Source organism: Cobetia sp. D5, from assembly GCF_035666195.1.
Taxonomy (GTDB): Bacteria; Pseudomonadota; Gammaproteobacteria; order Pseudomonadales; family Halomonadaceae; genus Cobetia; species Cobetia amphilecti.
Genome location: NZ_CP142020.1, coordinates 2,483,806 through 2,499,809, shown reverse-complemented (window position 1 = coordinate 2,499,809; position 16,004 = coordinate 2,483,806). Strand labels below are relative to the sequence as shown.

The following is a 16,004-nucleotide window of genomic DNA, read 5'->3' as shown; positions in this document are numbered from 1 at the left end:
TCATCGTTTCGACTCCCAGGGTGTCACTTCCCATTGGTACACAGCTTATGACTACGCGTCCCTCAAGATGGGCGGGAAGGGCGGTGGTCGGCAAAAGATCAGATTGACCAGCGAAACCGCGTTGCCCGCTTAGAGACTTGCCAGAGCCGGGTCATGGTGCGCTTATCGAGAACGAATTCCCCCAATTCACACTCGCCCACCGGACCGCCAAAATTCATGAGCCCTGTCGGGCCGTAGTAGGCCCGCTGCTTGAGGGGCTCCTCGGTGGCGCACATGACCTCCGGGTAAGCGCCTTTCTCTGCCGTCTGCGCCATCCCTGTCTTCACCATCAATGCCCAGCTGAGTCGAGTCGCCAGATTGGCGTTGTCTCGAATCAATGAGGTGTTGGACGCGCCTGGATGGCAGACAAGGACTTCTGCCTGGCGGTCGGCCGCCTCAATCCTGTCCTGCAATTCATAGGCGAACATCATCTGTGCCAGCTTGCTGTGGCTATAGACCTTGTTCGGGTGATAGTTGTGCTCCCAGTTCATGTCGTCGAACTGGATGGTTTTGAGGCCCATCTTGTGGCCTTCACTGGAGACCACGACGATCCGCCCGTGGGAGACATCGATGCGCTCGAACAGCAGCCCGCACAGCAGGAAATGCCCGTAATGATTCACGCCGAGCTGACTTTCGAAACCATCGACGGTGAGTTGCTGTCGGGAAACCTGAGCGATGGCGCCATTGCAGATGAGGGCATCGATCTGCGGGACCTTCTCCAGTACTTCCGCGGCCGCGCTGCGTACGCAGGCCAGCTCCGCCAGATCCATGCGGATATGCCTGACATTCGCCGCGGGGCCAAACTCCTCTTGCAGCGCCGCGATGGCGGTCTCTGATCTGGTCGGGTTGCGATTCAACATCACGACGCCCGCCCCCTTGCTCAGCAAAATGCGCGTCGCCTGAAAACCCGCGCCGCTGTTGGCGCCGGTGATGACATAGGTCTTGCCGACAAGCGAGCCGATTCTGTCCGGGGTCCAGCCTTTGGGGCCAAAGGGGGTATTGCGAGTCATGGTCATGATCCTGATATCAGGTGTGCGGCGGTTGCGCTCTGATCACGTCAGGGACGCGCATGACAGCTGCGTCTGGCTATCCGTGCGGCCGTGTCCTGCGAGCCTTGCGTGTCTTGCGCGGGTTTGCTGTAGAGGCACTATAGGTATCGGGAAGAGTGATATATAGGCGTTTTAGTCGCTAAAAATTGCCTATTTGTATCAAAGGAGGAGAGGGTGCTGTCACGTCACGGGTGCAAGAGGCGTATGACAGGGCAGGTATCCAGTTCACACAAGCCACTGTACTGACGATGGATGTAGCTGAAGTGTGTGCTGAACTCGGGTCTGGTACGCGAAATGAGGTGAGAGTTATCCGAAGGGGCAGCGTCCGAATACGACTTCCATGAGAGAAGTGTGCTGCCACCCCCCCGCTGATCTGATTGGGGCATCACTGTTCTCGACGGGCTACCTCTGTAGAGCCTGTGCTTTCTCTTGGTAGAGAGCACAAGCGTCGTACGTCCGCTGTTCGTGCCTTTGAGACGTATGGAGTGCGTCGTGAAGTGAAGAGGGGGAAGCGTCCTGGGGCTGTTGTCCAAGGTTCAGGGACTGCGTATCAGTCCGGGGGCTTGGCAGGGGTTGCTTTCAGGGCACTGTCGCCAAGACTCAACGCTGGAACCGTTTCTGCAACATATTCTGTACCAGCTCGACCTTTTCCTCGCGTGCTCGTTGTAGATGCAAGGCCATGAACTCCGCGGCACGCGCCAGTTCGCCGGCTGAGACCATTTCCAGCAATTGCAGGTGTTCGTGACACTCACGACTTGAAGTATCGCGAACGGGGGACAGGGTATATTCGATGAGTCGTCGAAGACGATTGGCTTTCTGAAGCCCATCCAGCAGGAAGGGGTTATGGGCAAAACCGACCAGGGACTCATGCAGGTCGGTACCACTGGTGAACATGCTGCCTGCGTGCTGTGGGGATTTACCGTCCAGCAGGTCCTGCTGGTCGCTTATCAGGCGCGTGAGTTCACCAGGTTCGGCTCGAAAGGTAGGCTCCAGCAGTGCAGCGGGTTCGATCAGGGCGCGATAGCGGTAACACTGATCATAACTGTGAGGCGAGGTCAGGGTGGTGTTGAACTCCCAGCCATGTCCCAAGCGCGGGGTTATCCAGCCTTCAGCTTCCATGGCCTGCAACACCTGCTGGGCATGACTTCGCGTCACGTCATAAACGCGTGCCAGCTCGGTTTCCTGCAGCTCGGGATTAAGATCACCCTTCAGGTAATCCAGTGCCAGCGTGAAGCTCAACTCCGGCAGTGCCTCGCGATATTCTTCCGCTTCATGTTCGACAATGAAACGCTGTAGGGCTGCCGTGTCCTTCAGAAAGAAGCCCCGGTTGGGACGGCGTTCCAGCACACCTTCTTCACTCAATAACACAAGGGCACTACGAATGGGTGTGCGTGATACTTTCAGCATGTCGGATAGTCGACTTTCTGGCAGGTGTTCTTCCTGAGCCAATGCCAACTGCTGCATGCAATGACAGGCCTTGAGTGCCAATGTTCGTGAGGAAGCGCCTTTGGATTTGGCAGCCGGCATCGAGAATCTCTCTAGTGTAGTGTCGTCAGGTCAGGAGTGTGGTCAGACCGACAGCGGTCAGTTGCTGTCGTGACACGTGGCTTAGCAATGTTTGTCCACGAGCGCTTTGCGCGACACCTCATGACGAACGTGCTGTTGGGGCGAGTATATCGAAGTGAGAGTGTGCCACCTACCGGGGGAGACTCATTGAGATGGTGCCTACTGAAAGACCTCGCCCCGGGCACTGTGGCCCGGGGCGAGATGCATTGGCCGTATTGAATGCGCGTCCTGGTGTTAGAGAGTGTCATCGCAAATGGAGCAATCTCAATGCTGGTTCAGGCATGGCGTAACGATAAGCGACGTACCTGACGAATCAGCATGGGGGCGAGAGCTGCGATCAGCACCATGCAGGTCAGAACCAGCGAAATCGGTCGCTCGAGGAATATCATCAGGCTGCCATCCGAAGTAATCAGGGATTGCAGCAAGGTGTTTTCCGCCATCGACCCTAGCACCAGTGCCAGAACGGTTGCCGCCGGTGAGTAGCCGTAGAGCTTCATGCCCAGCCCCAATAGCCCGCCTGCGATCAGCATCCAGGTTTCAATGATGCTGGAGTGCAGCGCATAGGTACCGATGACGCACAGCACCACGAAGATGGGCACGATCAGACGATAAGGAATGTCGAGGAACTTCACGAACAGCGGGATGGCCAGAATACACAGGGCAATCAATACCATGTTGCCCAGATACATGCTGGCGATAAGCCCCCAGACGAATTCCGGGTCATTGACGATCATCAGTGGCCCCGGACGCAGCCCCCACATCATGAAGGCGCCCAGCAGCACGGCGGTGGCACCTGAACCGGGGATGCCAAGGGCCAACAGTGGCACCATCGAGCCTGCCGAGGCGGCATTGTTGGCGCATTCCGGTGCGACCAGGCCGCGCATTTCTCCCTTGCCGAATTTCTCGGGATCCTTGGCGATCTTCTTCTCGACGGAGTAGCCCATGATCGACCCAAGGGTGCCGCCGGAGCCCGGCAACAGCCCGGAAATGAAGCCGATCAGCGAGCCACGAATGAAGGTGAATCGAGAGCTCTTGAAGTCCTCTCTGGTCGGCCAGAAGTCGGCGCTCTTGTAGGACAGGCGCATCTTCTGCACATCCTGACGATGCTGCCCCTGGTATACGCAATACAGAAGCTCTCCGATACCGAACAAGCCGATGGCTACCGGCACGAAGTAGATGCCGCCGATCAACTCGGAGGAGCCGAAGGTATAGCGCTGTGATCCGCTGATGACATCCACCCCGACCATGGCAATGGCGAAGCCGATCAGTGCGGAAATGGCTCCCTTGAGTTTGTTGTCACCCATCACTGCCGTCAGCATGATCAAGCCGAACAGGATGATCAGGAAGTACTCCGAAGGGCCGAACGATGAGGCGAAACTGGCCAGAGTCGGAATCAAGGCACTGATCAACAGTACACCGAGGGTGCCACCGACAAAGGATGCCACTGCCTGCATGACCAGTGCCGGGCCTGCTCGCCCATTGCGAGCCATCGGGTACCCGTCCAGTGTCGATGCGACAGTGGCAGACTCGCCGGGGGTATTGATCAGAATGGACGTGATGGTGCCACCGTACATGGCGCCATAGTAGATACCTGCCAGCATGATGATGGCGGTGGTCGGGTCCAGCCCGAAGGTCAGAGGCAGCAGAATCGCGATACCTGCAGCAGGGCCGAACCCCGGGAACAGGCCCACGATCATGCCGACCGTGGCACCGATGAGCAGGAATAACAGGTTGGTCATGGTGAAGGCTACTGATAGCCCCAGACCCAGATTCGCAAACAGGTCATGAATCATTGTGGCATGCTCCGGTCTCTTGTTGTTATCAAGACGCTAAAGGGGCGTAGTTGTTTGTGTGATGGCGGCTTGTACGATCAAAGGCTGGGATGGTCAGTTGGCTACTGTCCGCGTGTCTCCTCTCGTTGCCTATCACATGCAAGAACCTCAATTGCCCAGCAACCCTTGTGGCAAGCCTGCGCGTAACCACAACTCGAACAGGCCATAGACACATAGCGGGAATATCACGCTGAACAGCACGTTCTGCACATGCTTGCCAGGATTGAAGACCTGCAAGAGCGCCAGCATGAAGAGAATCATGGCAAGAATGGCGCCTACGGCCTTGAGTATCAGGATGAACCCGGCGATCAAGACCAACAGAATGGCGGCATCTCTTGTATAGGTGGCAGGCGCAGCTGTTGCGCTGGCATCCGACTTCTCGAAGATATTTCCATGTGCCTCTTCATCGGCCGCTGCGTCTGAGGTGACGCTGGGGGTGGAAACTTGGCTTGCCCCGGTCGATAGATCCTTCAGCAGGTCATACGCCGTCATCACGGTAAGCAGCCCGCCGACGACAAGCGGGAAGAAGCCTGGCCCTGGTCGGCCTGAGCTGGTGAATATATCGAGCGTCCATAGTCCGTAACCTAGATAGAAGGCCGAAAGTGAGAACAGCGCGAGACCGAAGACTGATTTCATCGAGAACTTCATGGCCGATATCATCGAGGGCCTCGCAGGGGACGATCTTGAGGTGTTGGCAGAGCCTTGTGTGGCCTGCTGCGAATCTTTTTTCATGGCGATGTTCATGGCAGTGCCCTGGAAGTGCCGGAAGCGGGTAGCCCCCGGCACGGTTGAGTATGGGGCAGTCTGATGAGGCGCGAGCCACCTGTGACCCTTGACTCATCAGTGTTGTCAGTCGAGATGACCGAGCCCGATTCAGTTCAGGGATTTCAGGGATTCGGCGAACTTGGTGTTGGTGTCTTCCAGGTAGAGACCGAAATCGTCACCCCACAAGGTATTGCCCGACATGCTGTTGGTGGTCAGGTACTGCTGCCATTCATCGGTCTCCACTACCTTCTGCAGCGTATTGACCCACCACTGTTGTACATCCTTCGATACTTCAGCCGGCATCACCACCCCGCGGGGTAATGAGAAAGCCACGTCATAGCCTTGCTCGATGAATGTCGGGATATCGGGGTAGACGCTGCTGCGCTGGGGTTCGGAATAGGCGAGTGCGCGGAAGTTGCCCGCAGCGATCTGACCGGATACTTCGGAGGGGTTGGAGATGATGGCATCGACACTGCCGGAGGTCAGTGACGTCACGACCTGGCCGCCATCCTGGGAGGGAACGTACTCGAACTCCACGTCCGCCGACTGCTTGAGTAGACGAGCGACCACACGGTCAGGGCCGGCGGCGCCAATACCGCCGACGGTCATGCGTTTTTCGCGTGCCAATTTGACGAAGTCATCCAGCGATGTCACCGGTGAGTCCGCCTGTACCACCATCATCATGGCATCGTTGGCGAGCAGGCCGACGGGCGTGAAGTCCTGATAGCTCCAGTCGGTATTGGACACGAGCGGCGTGGAAATGAAGTTGCCACTGGTGGACGTCAGGTAGTACGGCGAGCCGGACTTGTTCTTCACGTAGCTGAAGCCGACGGCACCACTGCCGCCTTCACGGTTGGAGACGATGATGTTCTCGTCGCCGTAGAGGTCGTGCTTGTTGAGTATTTCCACTACGGTGCGTGACATCAGATCATTGCCTCCGCCGGGGCCGAAGGCGATCACGTAGTTGAGCGTCTTCTCTGGATACTCGTCGGCGCTGGCGGAGGTCGATAGCGCCATCATCGGTACTGATAGCAAGCTGACCAGGCTGATGGAGAGTGCTTTCGATGCAGCGCCTGTAAGAGTCGTGGCAGAGTTCTTGAGGCGCGAATTGGCATGGCGTGTAGCGTGAGTCATGAGGATCTACCTTTGTTGGAATTATGGTGATGGCGATCATCGAGCCCAGGGGCCCGCTTCAGGGTATGGCGATACTGAACTCAGGCGGTGGTGGTCAGCTGCTGTGCCACAGCTTCACCGAAGGCGCGACAGCCCATCGTGCCGCCGAGATCTGGCGTACGGCTTTCCGGGTTCTCGAGGCAGCGGTCAACCGCCTGGGTGAGGCTTGCGGCGGCAGCGGTGTACTCGGGTCTGGTGTGGTGATCGCCGATCCAGTCCAGCAGCATCGCGATGGACAGAAGCATCGAGGTAGGGTTGGCGATGTCCTGACCCTGGATGCCAGGAGCGGAGCCATGTTGGGCTTGCGCGCAGCAGATGGTGTCGCTGGCCATGACGGAACCTGCCAGCCCCAGGCTGCCCGAGAGTTCGCTTGCAAGGTCACTGATGATGTCGCCATAGAAGTTGGTGGCGACGACGACATCGAACTGCTCTGGGTTACGAACCAGGTGGGCGGTCGATGCGTCAACCAGCAGATCATCGAGGGCGACGTCAGGGAAATCGCGGGCTACTTCCCTGACCACATCGAGGAAGAGTCCGTCCGTCATATGGAAGCTGTTGGCCTTGTGAATGGCCGTCACCTTGCGACGACGAGTCATGGCCAGTTCGAAGGCACGGCGTGCGATGCGCTCGCTGCAATGGCGGGTGATCTTGCGCACGGAAAGCGCCATGTCTGGGGAGGGCATCAGTTCGGCCCAGCCGCGTGTCATGTTGCGGTCCGGATAGAAGCCTTCGGTGGCTTCGCGCATGATCACCAGGTCCATCTGCTTTCCAGGCTTGAGATTGGACTCAAGGAAGGGGCGAGTGCGCGCAGGGCGCACATTGGCATAAAGATCCAGCCCGATGCGGAAACCCGCCGAGACATTACGACCACCTTTTTCCGGAGCTGGATAATCGGCATGTGACTGGGTGCCCAGAATCACGCCGTCATAGTGGCGCGCCTTTTCCAGAACCTCATCTCTTAGCGTGGTGCCGTGCAATTCCAGGCTCTTGAAGCCGACGTCCTCGTAATCGAATTCGAGTCCGAGTCCGTGCTGCTCGTTGACGGCTTCGAGAGCTGACATGCTGGCCGCGATGATTTCCGGGCCAATACCATCACAGGGGAGTACAAGAAATTTCATGGGCTGACTCTTTTCAGTGGGTGTTGCTGAGGGAGGGAAATTCGAGAGAGTTCTCTCGAGCGGAAGATTCACTGCCGAGCTGTGTCAGCACGCGGCGGAGCGCGATGACGGCGGCTTCCGGGCTGCTCAGTACCGGGCAAGCGCTGTCGCGGCGCGCGTTGTCCAGTGCCGTCGCGGTCGAGAAGTGCGCCAGCAGAATGACGTCACAGTGCGCGAGGCTGGGAAGGGCATCACAGATCAGATGGTTGTGCTTGACCTCATCTCCCTCGCGCAGTGCCTGGTTGGCCTCCGGCAGGCAGCGTATCTCGAGGCTGGCGCCACGATTCCGAGCGCGGCTGAGTGCCTCGAATTCGGCATGCATGCTTTGCATGGCGGGAGAAAAAGTGCCGATCATGCCGATGCGATCGCCATACTCCAGTGCCGCTTCAAACATGGCTTCGTTGGGCTTGTAGACCGGAATGCGGCTTTGGCTCGCGACCTGCTCGATGGCGGGGCCGAAAGCGGAGCAGGTATACAGCACCGCATCCGCTCCACAGCTCAGGGCATGACGGCCAAGACTGGCGATACGCTCATCCAGTGCCTGTTGGGGAATGTCCTGATTGTCACGATCACGACCCAAGGCATCGTCAAGCAGATTGACCAGCTCGGCTTCTGGCCATTGACGAGCAAAGGCGGAGTGTATGGGCGCCATGGCGATGTTGACGGCATGTACCAGCACGATTCTCATCAAAAGCTCCTGACTGAGGTGATGATCTCAATATTGTTCTTTTGTTTTCATAAGTACAATCTAGGCGTATGCTGATTTGTCTGTCAAACATCGAGATCTCGCCATTGGTCTTATGACCGCCTCGATGGCATCTCTCGTGGCAGCTATTGCGACAGCATTCAAACAACATCACACGTCGAGGGTATCCCCATGCGCCAGTCGTCAACGCACAGTTCACCTCCCGTCCATCGTCCATTGCTGGGCGGTATCGCCGATGATTTCACCGGTGCGACGGACCTTGCCAACAATCTGGCACTTTCCGGAATGCGCACTCTGCAAGTGATTGGCGTGCCGAGCGTCATGCCGAACCTGGAGGGTGTGGATGCGGTGATCGTGGCACTCAAGACGCGTTCATGTCCTGCGGAGCAAGCGGTGAGCCAGTCACTGGCAGCGGCTGAGTGGTTGCAGTGCCTGGGCATCCGGCAGCTGTACTTCAAGTACTGCTCGACGTTCGACTCCACTGTTGACGGCAATATCGGCCCGGTAGCCATGGCACTCATGGAAGTGACCGGGGCGCAGCTCTGTCCGTATGTACCGGCGTTTCCCGCCAATGGTCGCAGTGTCTATCAGGGGCATCTGTTCGTCGGTGACCGCCTGCTCAATGACAGCGGGATGCAGCATCACCCACTGACGCCGATGACTGATGCCGATATCGCTCGAGTGCTGACGCGGCAGCTGGGCGAGCATGCTCCACGGGTAGAGCTGTTGCCTCATTCCACCCTGAAGAGAGGAGAAAGTGCGGCAAGGGAGCGGTTGTCTTCGCTCACGATGCGCGAGGTAAAGCATGTGGTGTGTGACAGCATCGATGAGGATGATCTTGCCGTGCTGGCTGAGGCGCTGGCCGATCAACCGTTGGTCACTGGTGGGTCAGGTCTTGGGCAGGCGTTGCCTGCTGCCTTCCGGCGTCGCCAATGGCTATCAGCAGGCAAGGATTCAACACGTCTGGCGCCCGCGAGTGGCGCGGCCATGGTGCTGTCAGGCAGTTGTTCACGCATGACATTGCGCCAGGTAGAGAACTTCCTGACCCATCACGCCGGTTTTGCACTGGACCCGCTGTCGTTGCATCAGAGCGAGGAGCAATTCGAAGAGGCGCTGACCTTCGCTCGCCAGCAGATGTCCCGCCAACCGGCGAGCCCATTTCTGATCTATGCCTCGGCGGACCCGGAGCGTGTCGCGGCAGCACAGAAGGTTCTGGGTGTTCAGCAGGCCGGAGAGCTTGTCGAGCGGGCATTGTCGAAATTGGCCTGCCAGCTGGTGTCCGAGGGAGTGGGGCGCTTGGTGGTCGCGGGCGGGGAAACTTCCGGGGCCGTGGTATCGGCGCTTGGTATCGAGCAATTGTGCATCGGTATGCAGGTGGCACCGGGCGTTCCCTGGACGCAGAGTCCGCATCCCTGGCGTGCCGGTGACAGCCTGTCATTGGCGCTCAAGTCAGGAAATTTCGGCGACGAGGAGTTCTTCATCCGAGCCTTTGAGGTTCTCGACACTCCTCATTCTGTCAAGGAGCACGCATGAGTCAGTCACGGCACGACATCAACGTGTTGCGTGAGCAGATCGCCACCTACGGCAAGTCACTGTTCGACCGTGGCCTGACGATGGGGTCAAGCGGCAACATCAGTCAGCGGCTGGAAGATGGTGGCTGGTTGATGACACCGACCAATGCCTGTCTGGGGCGTCTGGATCCGGCACGTATCTCACGGTTGGATGCCCAGGGCGTGTTGATCGATGGCGATGCCCCGACCAAGGAGCATTTCCTGCATCGTGCCATGTATGACGAGCGCCCGCAGTCCGGTGCCATCGTTCACCTGCATTCGACCCACTCGGTGGCGGTGTCCTGCCTGCCGGACGTGAATTCCTGCGAATGCATTCCGCCGCTGACGGCCTATTACGTGATGCGGGTCGGCAAGCTGCCGCTGGTGCCTTACTACATGCCGGGTGACCCCGCGCTGGGCGATGCCGTGCGTGGCCTGGCCGGCAAGCATTGTGCCGTGTTGCTGGCCAATCATGGCCCGGTGGTGGCTGGCAAGACGCTTGAGGCGGCGGTCTATGCCACGGAAGAGCTTGAGGAAACCGCCAAGCTGTTCCTGCTGATGCAAGGCAAGAATCCACGCGGCTTGTCACCAGAGCAGGTGGCGGAACTGGAAGCCACCTTTGGTCGCCCTTGACCATCACGCGGCCGGGCTTGATGCGAGAAATGCCCGGCTTTCATCACTGCTGGATTCATGCAGAAGGAGCAAGTCGTGATGTATGCCTATATCGGTTGTCGCACTACCCGACGACGCGCTGCACGGGGCCGGGGAATCGAAGTCTATCGCGTCAGTGGCGAGGGGCGGGAGTGGTCGCATGTCCAGACGTTCACCGATCTGACCAACCCCTCCTATCTGGCTATCAATGATGTGGGAGATCGTCTCTATTGCATTCACGGAGACCTTAGTGACATCAGCGCCTTTGCCATCTCGGCGGAAGACGGCACGCTGTCACTCTTGAATCAAAGGAGTACCGGTGGGGCAAATCCCGTTCATCTGGCGATTAATCCGACGCAACGCTATATCGTGGTCTCGAATCATCTCTCCAGCTCACTGGCCGTCATGGCGCTGGAAGAGGATGGCTCGCTGGGGGAGCGTGTCCAACTAGTGGAGCTTCAGGGAACGCCAGGCCCACATCGGGTCGAGCAGATGTTATCCAAGCCTCATGCCAACCCTTTCACCTGTCAGGGGCGTCATGTCGTGGTGCCTGACAAGGGGCTGGACTGCCTGTTCATGATGCCATTTGATGCAGAGCGTGGTCGTCTCGATGAGGAAGCCATGAAGCGGGTTGCCCTGCGTGAAGGAGCTGGCCCTCGGCATATCGCCTTTCATCCGTGGCTGGATCAGGCCTATGTCATCAATGAGCTTGACGCTACCCTGACGCGTTTTCATTTCACCGAAAGCGATGCCAAGGGGCTTGAGATGGTGGCCTGCCAGCGGCTTTCCAGTGTCGAGGAGACGTGGTGTGGAGACAATCGTGCCGCGGCGGTCATCGTCGATGTCACTGGCCGACATGTCTTTGTCAGCAATCGAGGCGATGACAGCATCGGTATCTATGATGTGCTGCTGGAGGATGAGGGGCGCTTGCAGTGGCGCGGAAGTGTGACAAGTGGAGGCAATACGCCGCGTTACCTCGGTATGGATCCGCTCAATGGTCATCTGCATATCGCCAACGAAGACAGTGATTGTCTGGTCAGCGGGATACCCGGCGTGGAGCAGGGCGTCTCTCAATTCACGCAGGTGCATCAACTGGAGACGCCCAGTCCTGTCTGTGTCGTCTTTCGCTACCTCACTTGAGGACTGAAGCCGCCAACGCTTTTGTCAGCCCACTCTCTATCAGTTCACTCGCTATCAAGTCTGCGCAGCGAGCCGTTGTGAGATCTGCGCTACCAGCCTCGGCAGCTCGCGCGCGTGATGCATGCGCAATGCACCATGCGGCGTTTCATGGCCGTCGTCGTGGTGGGCGAAGTGGATGACCTGCATGCCGGCATCCAATCCTGCCTGTACCCCGACGATGGCGTCATCGATCACCACGCAATGTGAAGGCGCAAAGCCCATCTGCTCGGCGGCGAGCCGATAGATTCGCGGGTCCGGTTTCCACACTCCCAGGGTATAGGCACTGAAGATATGCCCATCGAAGAAGCGTGCCAGCCGCGTCGTGTCCAACGCCAGACGCACCTTGCGCTCGGGCCCATTGGACACCACGCCACAGGGATAGCCTTCAAGTTCCATCAAGGCGGCTGACATGCCGGGCATCGCTGTCAGGCGCGCCCTCATCAACTCTTCCAGCAGCGCTCGCATCTCCCGCTCCATGCGCAGTGTGGGCTCTTCTTCCAGAACGCCATGAGCTGCCTCCAGCGTGCGCACGATACTCATGAAACGCATGCCGCGAAACTCGTTCATATAGCGGTCGCTGGTAAACGGCAGACCATAGCGGGGCAGGGTGCTGGACATGGCCTCGGCGAGGAGGATTTCGCTATCAACCAGGGTGCCATCGGAATCAAACAGCAGGCAGAGTTCAGCCATCGATGCCTCTCGGGGGCGTCAGGAATGTGTGGTCTTCGACCTTAGCAGGTTCCCGCTGGCTGTCACCATGTCACGCAGGAAGAGTTGCCGAAAACGCGCATGGCAATGGAAAAGGGGTGATAGGAATATGAGACATTCGGGAATAAGATGAGAATGATTCTCGGTCATGTTTTTGTTGACAGTATCAACCATCTGTCAATATAGTTGACCTATACCAACCATATGGCGAGTGACGCATGAGTCAGACATCACTCAATGATGTGCTGCATCAACTGATGCATGTCTATCGCAGACAACTTCGTCTTGGCATCCAGCGCTACCAGCTTGATCTGCCAGTCACGCACATTCGGGTGCTGAAGGGCATCGGCCGTACCTCCGAGTGCACGGCGCACAAGATCGTGCAGCATCTGGGGCAGGACAAGGCACGCGTGACGCGGGTGCTCAATGAATTGATGACGGCGGGATTGATCGTCAAGACGGAAAATCCGCAGGACCGTCGCAGCCTGTTTCTCGCCCCTACCGAGGCGGGCCACGACATGCTCAAAGAGATTGAAGCCCTGGAACATGAGACCGCACAGCGGATGGCAGGAGACCTCAGCGATGAAGAGGTCGCCACATTCCTGAAGACGGCATCTGCCATGATCCACAATACCAGCGAGTGTGAAGCACGCGATGCTGAACAACTTGAAGGCGTTTGCCAGAGGAGTGCGCAAGATGGGTAAGCCCGCAATGCGAGAGCTTGAAGTGATTCGTTCCACCCCGGTGACGGAGCATATGCTGCGCGTCACCCTGGGCGGTGAGAATATCGGCTCCATCCCCGAGGGGCAGGAGAGCGCCTATATCAAACTGGTGTTTCCGCGCGGGGAAGGCGAGCGCCCGATGATGCGCACCTATACCATTCGTCATCAGCGTGCGACCGAGATCGATGTCGATTTCGCGCTGCACGATCATGCCGGGCCGGCATCCTCCTGGGCCGCCAATGCGCAGCCGGGGGACCGCATCATCATCGGCGGCCCCGGCCCGAAGAAGCTGATCAACATGGAGGCTGACTGGTTCCTGCTGGCGGGTGACATGACGGCCTTGCCGGCGATCAGCGTCAATCTGGCCGAGCTACCGCTCCAGGCGCGCGGTCACGCCGTCATCGAGGTGACCAGTGACGCTGATATCCAGACACTGGAGCATCCGCCGGGGATCGAGTTGCATTGGCTGGTCAATCCACAGCCCGACCCGGAAGGCCAGCCGCTGCTGGAGAAAGTTGCCGCACTGCCTCGACAGGAAGGTCAGATCTCTGTCTGGGCGGCCTGTGAATTCGGCAGCATGCGGGCGCTGCGTGCTCACCTCAAGCAGGTCTACGAGATTCCCAAGTCCCACTTCTATGTCTCCAGCTACTGGAAGATCGGGCAGTCAGAAGACGGCCACAAGCTGGCCAAGCAGCAGGATGCTGAGGCGGAAGAGGCCAATTGATCCTTGCATCAATCGTGATCAGCGACTTGTCGGGCCATGAAAAATGCCCCACAGGCCAAGCCTGTGGGGCAATCTGACAGTCAACATGTTGCGAGCATCAGAGGACTGGATCAGAAGCTGTAGCTGGCACCCAGGCGGATGTCGCGGCCCGGCTCCAGCATGCTGTCACCGCTGCTGAGCAGGTAGCTGCTGTGGTCGCTGTAACGCTTGTCGAACACGTTGTTGACCGCCAGTGTCAGCGTCAGGTCCTGATAGGAGGCGGGTGTCCACTGGGCGCGGATGTCGTGCGTCACGTAGCCCGGCTTCTCCTCGTCGCCTTCTGCCACGCGCTCCAGGCGTTCCACCGCATTGAGGGTGTAGCCCAGGGTCACGTTGTGGTTCGGCAGGCGATACTGGTGATCCCAGGTCCACTTGTCGCCGGTGGAAGCACCGATGTTCATCTCGTCGCCCAGCGGGTCGCCATCGTTGTTCTTCATCACCACCTTGGCATAGCCCAGGCGCGTGTCGTAGCCGCCGACTCCCCAGTTCAGGCTGGCTTCATAGCCACGGCTCTCGACTTCGCCATCCAGGTTGTAGAGCACCGCCGGGTCACTGCCGCGATCATAGGCCTGATAGTTCTCGATATCGGTATGGAAGCCGGTCAGCGCGAAGCCGAGACGATCTCCCTCCATCAGGGCATCTCGCTGATGCCAATCCAGACCGATTTCACGTTGACGCGCCTTCTCCGGCTCAAGCCCCTGTGCGATGGAGACTTCATCGCCGATCAGAATCACTTCCCGCGCCTTGGCGCCGCGAATGGCTTCGCCATAACCGGCATGCAGGGTCATGTTGTCAGTCGCATCGACACTCAGAATCGCGTTGGGGGAGACCTCGCTGCCACTGACGCTGCCGGCCTCGCCGTAATCACTGTCGTAATCATCCAGGCGTGCACCGACGGACAGGGCCCACGGGCCCAGTGTCATGCGGTTCTGGGCGTAGACTCCCAGGTTGCGTGAAGTGTCTTCGTTGTTGGGGCCGGAGCTGCCGGCATCATCGGAACGACGGGTGTCCTGATCGTAGAAATCCACACCAGTGGTCAGAGCATGTGCCACATCACCCGTCTTGAGACGGAAGGTGTTGCGCACATCCGCGCCGAATTCGCTGGAGCGGCTGGTGCTGCCCGCCTCGACACGATCCAGTTCCTGAGTGGTGTGATAGAGAGTGGTCTTTGTGTCGATCAGATCATTGCCCGGGTGCCAGGCATGATTGATGGTGAAGGTCTCACGCTCCATTTCCTGATAGGTCGGCTGCTGACTGCTGAAGCTCGGCATGTGCGGACGCGTGAAATAGGTGCCGTGATCGGTAGTGCGTTCGGCACTGATGCGCAGGTCCTGATCATTGACGTCCAGCAGTGACATCTTGAGCAGATAGCCACGCTGCTGGCCTGCGGTCTGTTCCTGCTCACCGCCACCGCCAACTTCATAGTCATCGCTGTTGCGACCGCTGACATACCCCATCAGGCCGAGATTTTCCCCCAGACGACCATAGAACGCCGTGGTGCCGGAGGTGGCGTCCGCCGCACTTTCGGTGCCGACGGAGACGCGTGCGCCCAGGTCCTGACCGGGCTTGAGCAGGTCCTGGGCATCCTTGGTCACGAAGCGAAGGCTGCCGCCTAGCGCGCCCGGGCCGTCATCGGCGGTCGCCGGACCTTTATCGACTTCCGCCTGCTTGAGCAGAGCCGGATCAATGGTCAATCGCCCGGTATGGTGGAAGAGGTAGCCGCCCTGACGCGCGCCATCGATGGTGACGTTCAGGTTGGTGTCTTCCAGACCGCGTACATAGACCTTCTGGCCGATGGCGATGCCGCCGCCGACACTGACGCCCGGTTCGGAGCGGAACAGGTCTTCCAGATCGCGTGCCTGACGCTGATCAATCTCTTCAGCGCTGATCACGACATTCCGTTCGAGGCGGTCTTCGCTGATGACGAGGGTGGACATGTCGTCGGCCGAGGCGTGGCCCGAGAGGCTCAGGGTCAACGCGCTGGCGGAGAGGACGGCTGCGGTAAGCGGATGGAGACGGAGATGCACGTGGATTCCCTTGCTTGAATAGTTATATCTTGCGGTTGTCAATGCTAATCGTTCTCAATAATGAATTGCAAGATTCTTGCACAGTTTTTGCCTGAAAGGTTTGCTGGCGTCGTATCG

General features: G+C 58.7%; 14 protein-coding genes. 5 read left to right on the top strand and 9 right to left on the bottom strand.

Annotated elements, in window-relative coordinates:
• Nucleotides 1-98 precede the first annotated feature (98 nt).
• The 7 genes from U0O11_RS10465 to U0O11_RS10435 form a co-directional block, all read right to left on the bottom strand.
• On the bottom strand, nucleotides 99-1,049 hold the full coding sequence (locus U0O11_RS10465) for an SDR family oxidoreductase (protein ID WP_324689836.1): 951 nt from the start codon (nucleotides 1,047-1,049) through the stop codon (nucleotides 99-101).
• Between the two features lie 639 nt (nucleotides 1,050-1,688).
• On the bottom strand, nucleotides 1,689-2,615 hold the full coding sequence (locus U0O11_RS10460; RefSeq protein WP_324689834.1) for a GntR family transcriptional regulator: 927 nt from the start codon (nucleotides 2,613-2,615) through the stop codon (nucleotides 1,689-1,691).
• A gap of 314 nt (nucleotides 2,616-2,929) precedes the next feature.
• Nucleotides 2,930-4,393, bottom strand: a complete 1,464-nt coding sequence (locus tag U0O11_RS10455; RefSeq protein WP_324689832.1) for a tripartite tricarboxylate transporter permease — start codon at nucleotides 4,391-4,393, stop codon at nucleotides 2,930-2,932.
• Between the two features lie 201 nt (nucleotides 4,394-4,594).
• Nucleotides 4,595-5,230, bottom strand: coding sequence for a tripartite tricarboxylate transporter TctB family protein (locus U0O11_RS10450; RefSeq protein ID WP_191237267.1), 636 nt, complete (start codon nucleotides 5,228-5,230; stop codon nucleotides 4,595-4,597).
• Nucleotides 5,231-5,359: 129 nt separating this feature from the next.
• Nucleotides 5,360-6,385, bottom strand: a complete 1,026-nt coding sequence (locus tag U0O11_RS10445) for a Bug family tripartite tricarboxylate transporter substrate binding protein (protein ID WP_324689830.1) — start codon at nucleotides 6,383-6,385, stop codon at nucleotides 5,360-5,362.
• Nucleotides 6,386-6,465: 80 nt separating this feature from the next.
• Nucleotides 6,466-7,542: an isocitrate/isopropylmalate dehydrogenase family protein gene (locus tag U0O11_RS10440; protein WP_191237265.1), complete on the bottom strand. Its 1,077-nt coding sequence runs from the start codon at nucleotides 7,540-7,542 to the stop codon at nucleotides 6,466-6,468.
• A gap of 13 nt (nucleotides 7,543-7,555) precedes the next feature.
• Nucleotides 7,556-8,269, bottom strand: coding sequence for an aspartate/glutamate racemase family protein (locus U0O11_RS10435; RefSeq protein ID WP_324689827.1), 714 nt, complete (start codon nucleotides 8,267-8,269; stop codon nucleotides 7,556-7,558).
• Between the two features lie 189 nt (nucleotides 8,270-8,458).
• Between U0O11_RS10435 and otnK the strand changes: the two genes are divergently transcribed.
• The 3 genes from otnK to U0O11_RS10420 all read left to right on the top strand — a co-directional run bounded on the left by otnK (nucleotide 8,459) and on the right by U0O11_RS10420 (nucleotide 11,628).
• Nucleotides 8,459-9,820, top strand: a complete 1,362-nt coding sequence (otnK, locus tag U0O11_RS10430; RefSeq protein WP_191237263.1) for a 3-oxo-tetronate kinase — start codon at nucleotides 8,459-8,461, stop codon at nucleotides 9,818-9,820.
• The gene (otnC, locus tag U0O11_RS10425) at nucleotides 9,817-10,470 is read left to right on the top strand and encodes a 3-oxo-tetronate 4-phosphate decarboxylase (RefSeq protein ID WP_191237262.1); all 654 of its coding nucleotides are present in this window, start codon (nucleotides 9,817-9,819) and stop codon (nucleotides 10,468-10,470) included. Before otnK ends, otnC begins: the two co-directional genes overlap by 4 nt.
• Nucleotides 10,471-10,548: 78 nt before the next feature.
• On the top strand, nucleotides 10,549-11,628 hold the full coding sequence (locus U0O11_RS10420) for a lactonase family protein (RefSeq protein WP_324692516.1): 1,080 nt from the start codon (nucleotides 10,549-10,551) through the stop codon (nucleotides 11,626-11,628).
• A 54-nt stretch (nucleotides 11,629-11,682) separates the two neighbouring features.
• Here U0O11_RS10420 and U0O11_RS10415 read toward each other — a convergent pair whose 3' ends face one another.
• On the bottom strand, nucleotides 11,683-12,357 hold the full coding sequence (locus U0O11_RS10415; protein ID WP_324689825.1) for an HAD family hydrolase: 675 nt from the start codon (nucleotides 12,355-12,357) through the stop codon (nucleotides 11,683-11,685).
• 275 nt (nucleotides 12,358-12,632) lie between these two features.
• Here U0O11_RS10415 and U0O11_RS10410 point away from each other — a divergent pair, with 275 nt between their 5' ends.
• Both U0O11_RS10410 and U0O11_RS10405 read left to right on the top strand, forming a co-directional pair.
• The gene (locus U0O11_RS10410; RefSeq protein ID WP_200017137.1) at nucleotides 12,633-13,079 is read left to right on the top strand and encodes a MarR family winged helix-turn-helix transcriptional regulator; all 447 of its coding nucleotides are present in this window, start codon (nucleotides 12,633-12,635) and stop codon (nucleotides 13,077-13,079) included.
• Nucleotides 13,072-13,821, top strand: coding sequence for a siderophore-interacting protein (locus U0O11_RS10405; RefSeq protein ID WP_324689823.1), 750 nt, complete (start codon nucleotides 13,072-13,074; stop codon nucleotides 13,819-13,821). Before U0O11_RS10410 ends, U0O11_RS10405 begins: the two co-directional genes overlap by 8 nt.
• 110 nt (nucleotides 13,822-13,931) lie before the next feature.
• On the opposite strand, the gene U0O11_RS10400 is transcribed toward U0O11_RS10405, so the two are convergent.
• On the bottom strand, nucleotides 13,932-15,887 hold the full coding sequence (locus U0O11_RS10400) for a TonB-dependent receptor domain-containing protein (protein ID WP_324689821.1): 1,956 nt from the start codon (nucleotides 15,885-15,887) through the stop codon (nucleotides 13,932-13,934).
• Nucleotides 15,888-16,004: the final 117 nt, after the last annotated feature.

What these genes read in the sequence shown, in the direction of transcription:
- U0O11_RS10465 (WP_324689836.1), bottom strand. Translation starts at nt 1,049, where the DNA reads ATGACTCGCAATACCCCCTTTGGCCCCAAAGGCTGGACCCCGGACAGA.
- U0O11_RS10460 (WP_324689834.1), bottom strand. Translation starts at nt 2,615, where the DNA reads ATGCCGGCTGCCAAATCCAAAGGCGCTTCCTCACGAACATTGGCACTC.
- U0O11_RS10455 (WP_324689832.1), bottom strand. Translation starts at nt 4,393, where the DNA reads ATGACCAACCTGTTATTCCTGCTCATCGGTGCCACGGTCGGCATGATC.
- U0O11_RS10450 (WP_191237267.1), bottom strand. Translation starts at nt 5,230, where the DNA reads ATGAACATCGCCATGAAAAAAGATTCGCAGCAGGCCACACAAGGCTCT.
- U0O11_RS10445 (WP_324689830.1), bottom strand. Translation starts at nt 6,385, where the DNA reads ATGACTCACGCTACACGCCATGCCAATTCGCGCCTCAAGAACTCTGCC.
- U0O11_RS10440 (WP_191237265.1), bottom strand. Translation starts at nt 7,542, where the DNA reads ATGAAATTTCTTGTACTCCCCTGTGATGGTATTGGCCCGGAAATCATC.
- U0O11_RS10435 (WP_324689827.1), bottom strand. Translation starts at nt 8,269, where the DNA reads ATGAGAATCGTGCTGGTACATGCCGTCAACATCGCCATGGCGCCCATA.
- otnK (WP_191237263.1), top strand. Translation starts at nt 8,459, where the DNA reads ATGCGCCAGTCGTCAACGCACAGTTCACCTCCCGTCCATCGTCCATTG.
- otnC (WP_191237262.1), top strand. Translation starts at nt 9,817, where the DNA reads ATGAGTCAGTCACGGCACGACATCAACGTGTTGCGTGAGCAGATCGCC.
- U0O11_RS10420 (WP_324692516.1), top strand. Translation starts at nt 10,549, where the DNA reads ATGTATGCCTATATCGGTTGTCGCACTACCCGACGACGCGCTGCACGG.
- U0O11_RS10415 (WP_324689825.1), bottom strand. Translation starts at nt 12,357, where the DNA reads ATGGCTGAACTCTGCCTGCTGTTTGATTCCGATGGCACCCTGGTTGAT.
- U0O11_RS10410 (WP_200017137.1), top strand. Translation starts at nt 12,633, where the DNA reads ATGCATGTCTATCGCAGACAACTTCGTCTTGGCATCCAGCGCTACCAG.
- U0O11_RS10405 (WP_324689823.1), top strand. Translation starts at nt 13,072, where the DNA reads ATGGGTAAGCCCGCAATGCGAGAGCTTGAAGTGATTCGTTCCACCCCG.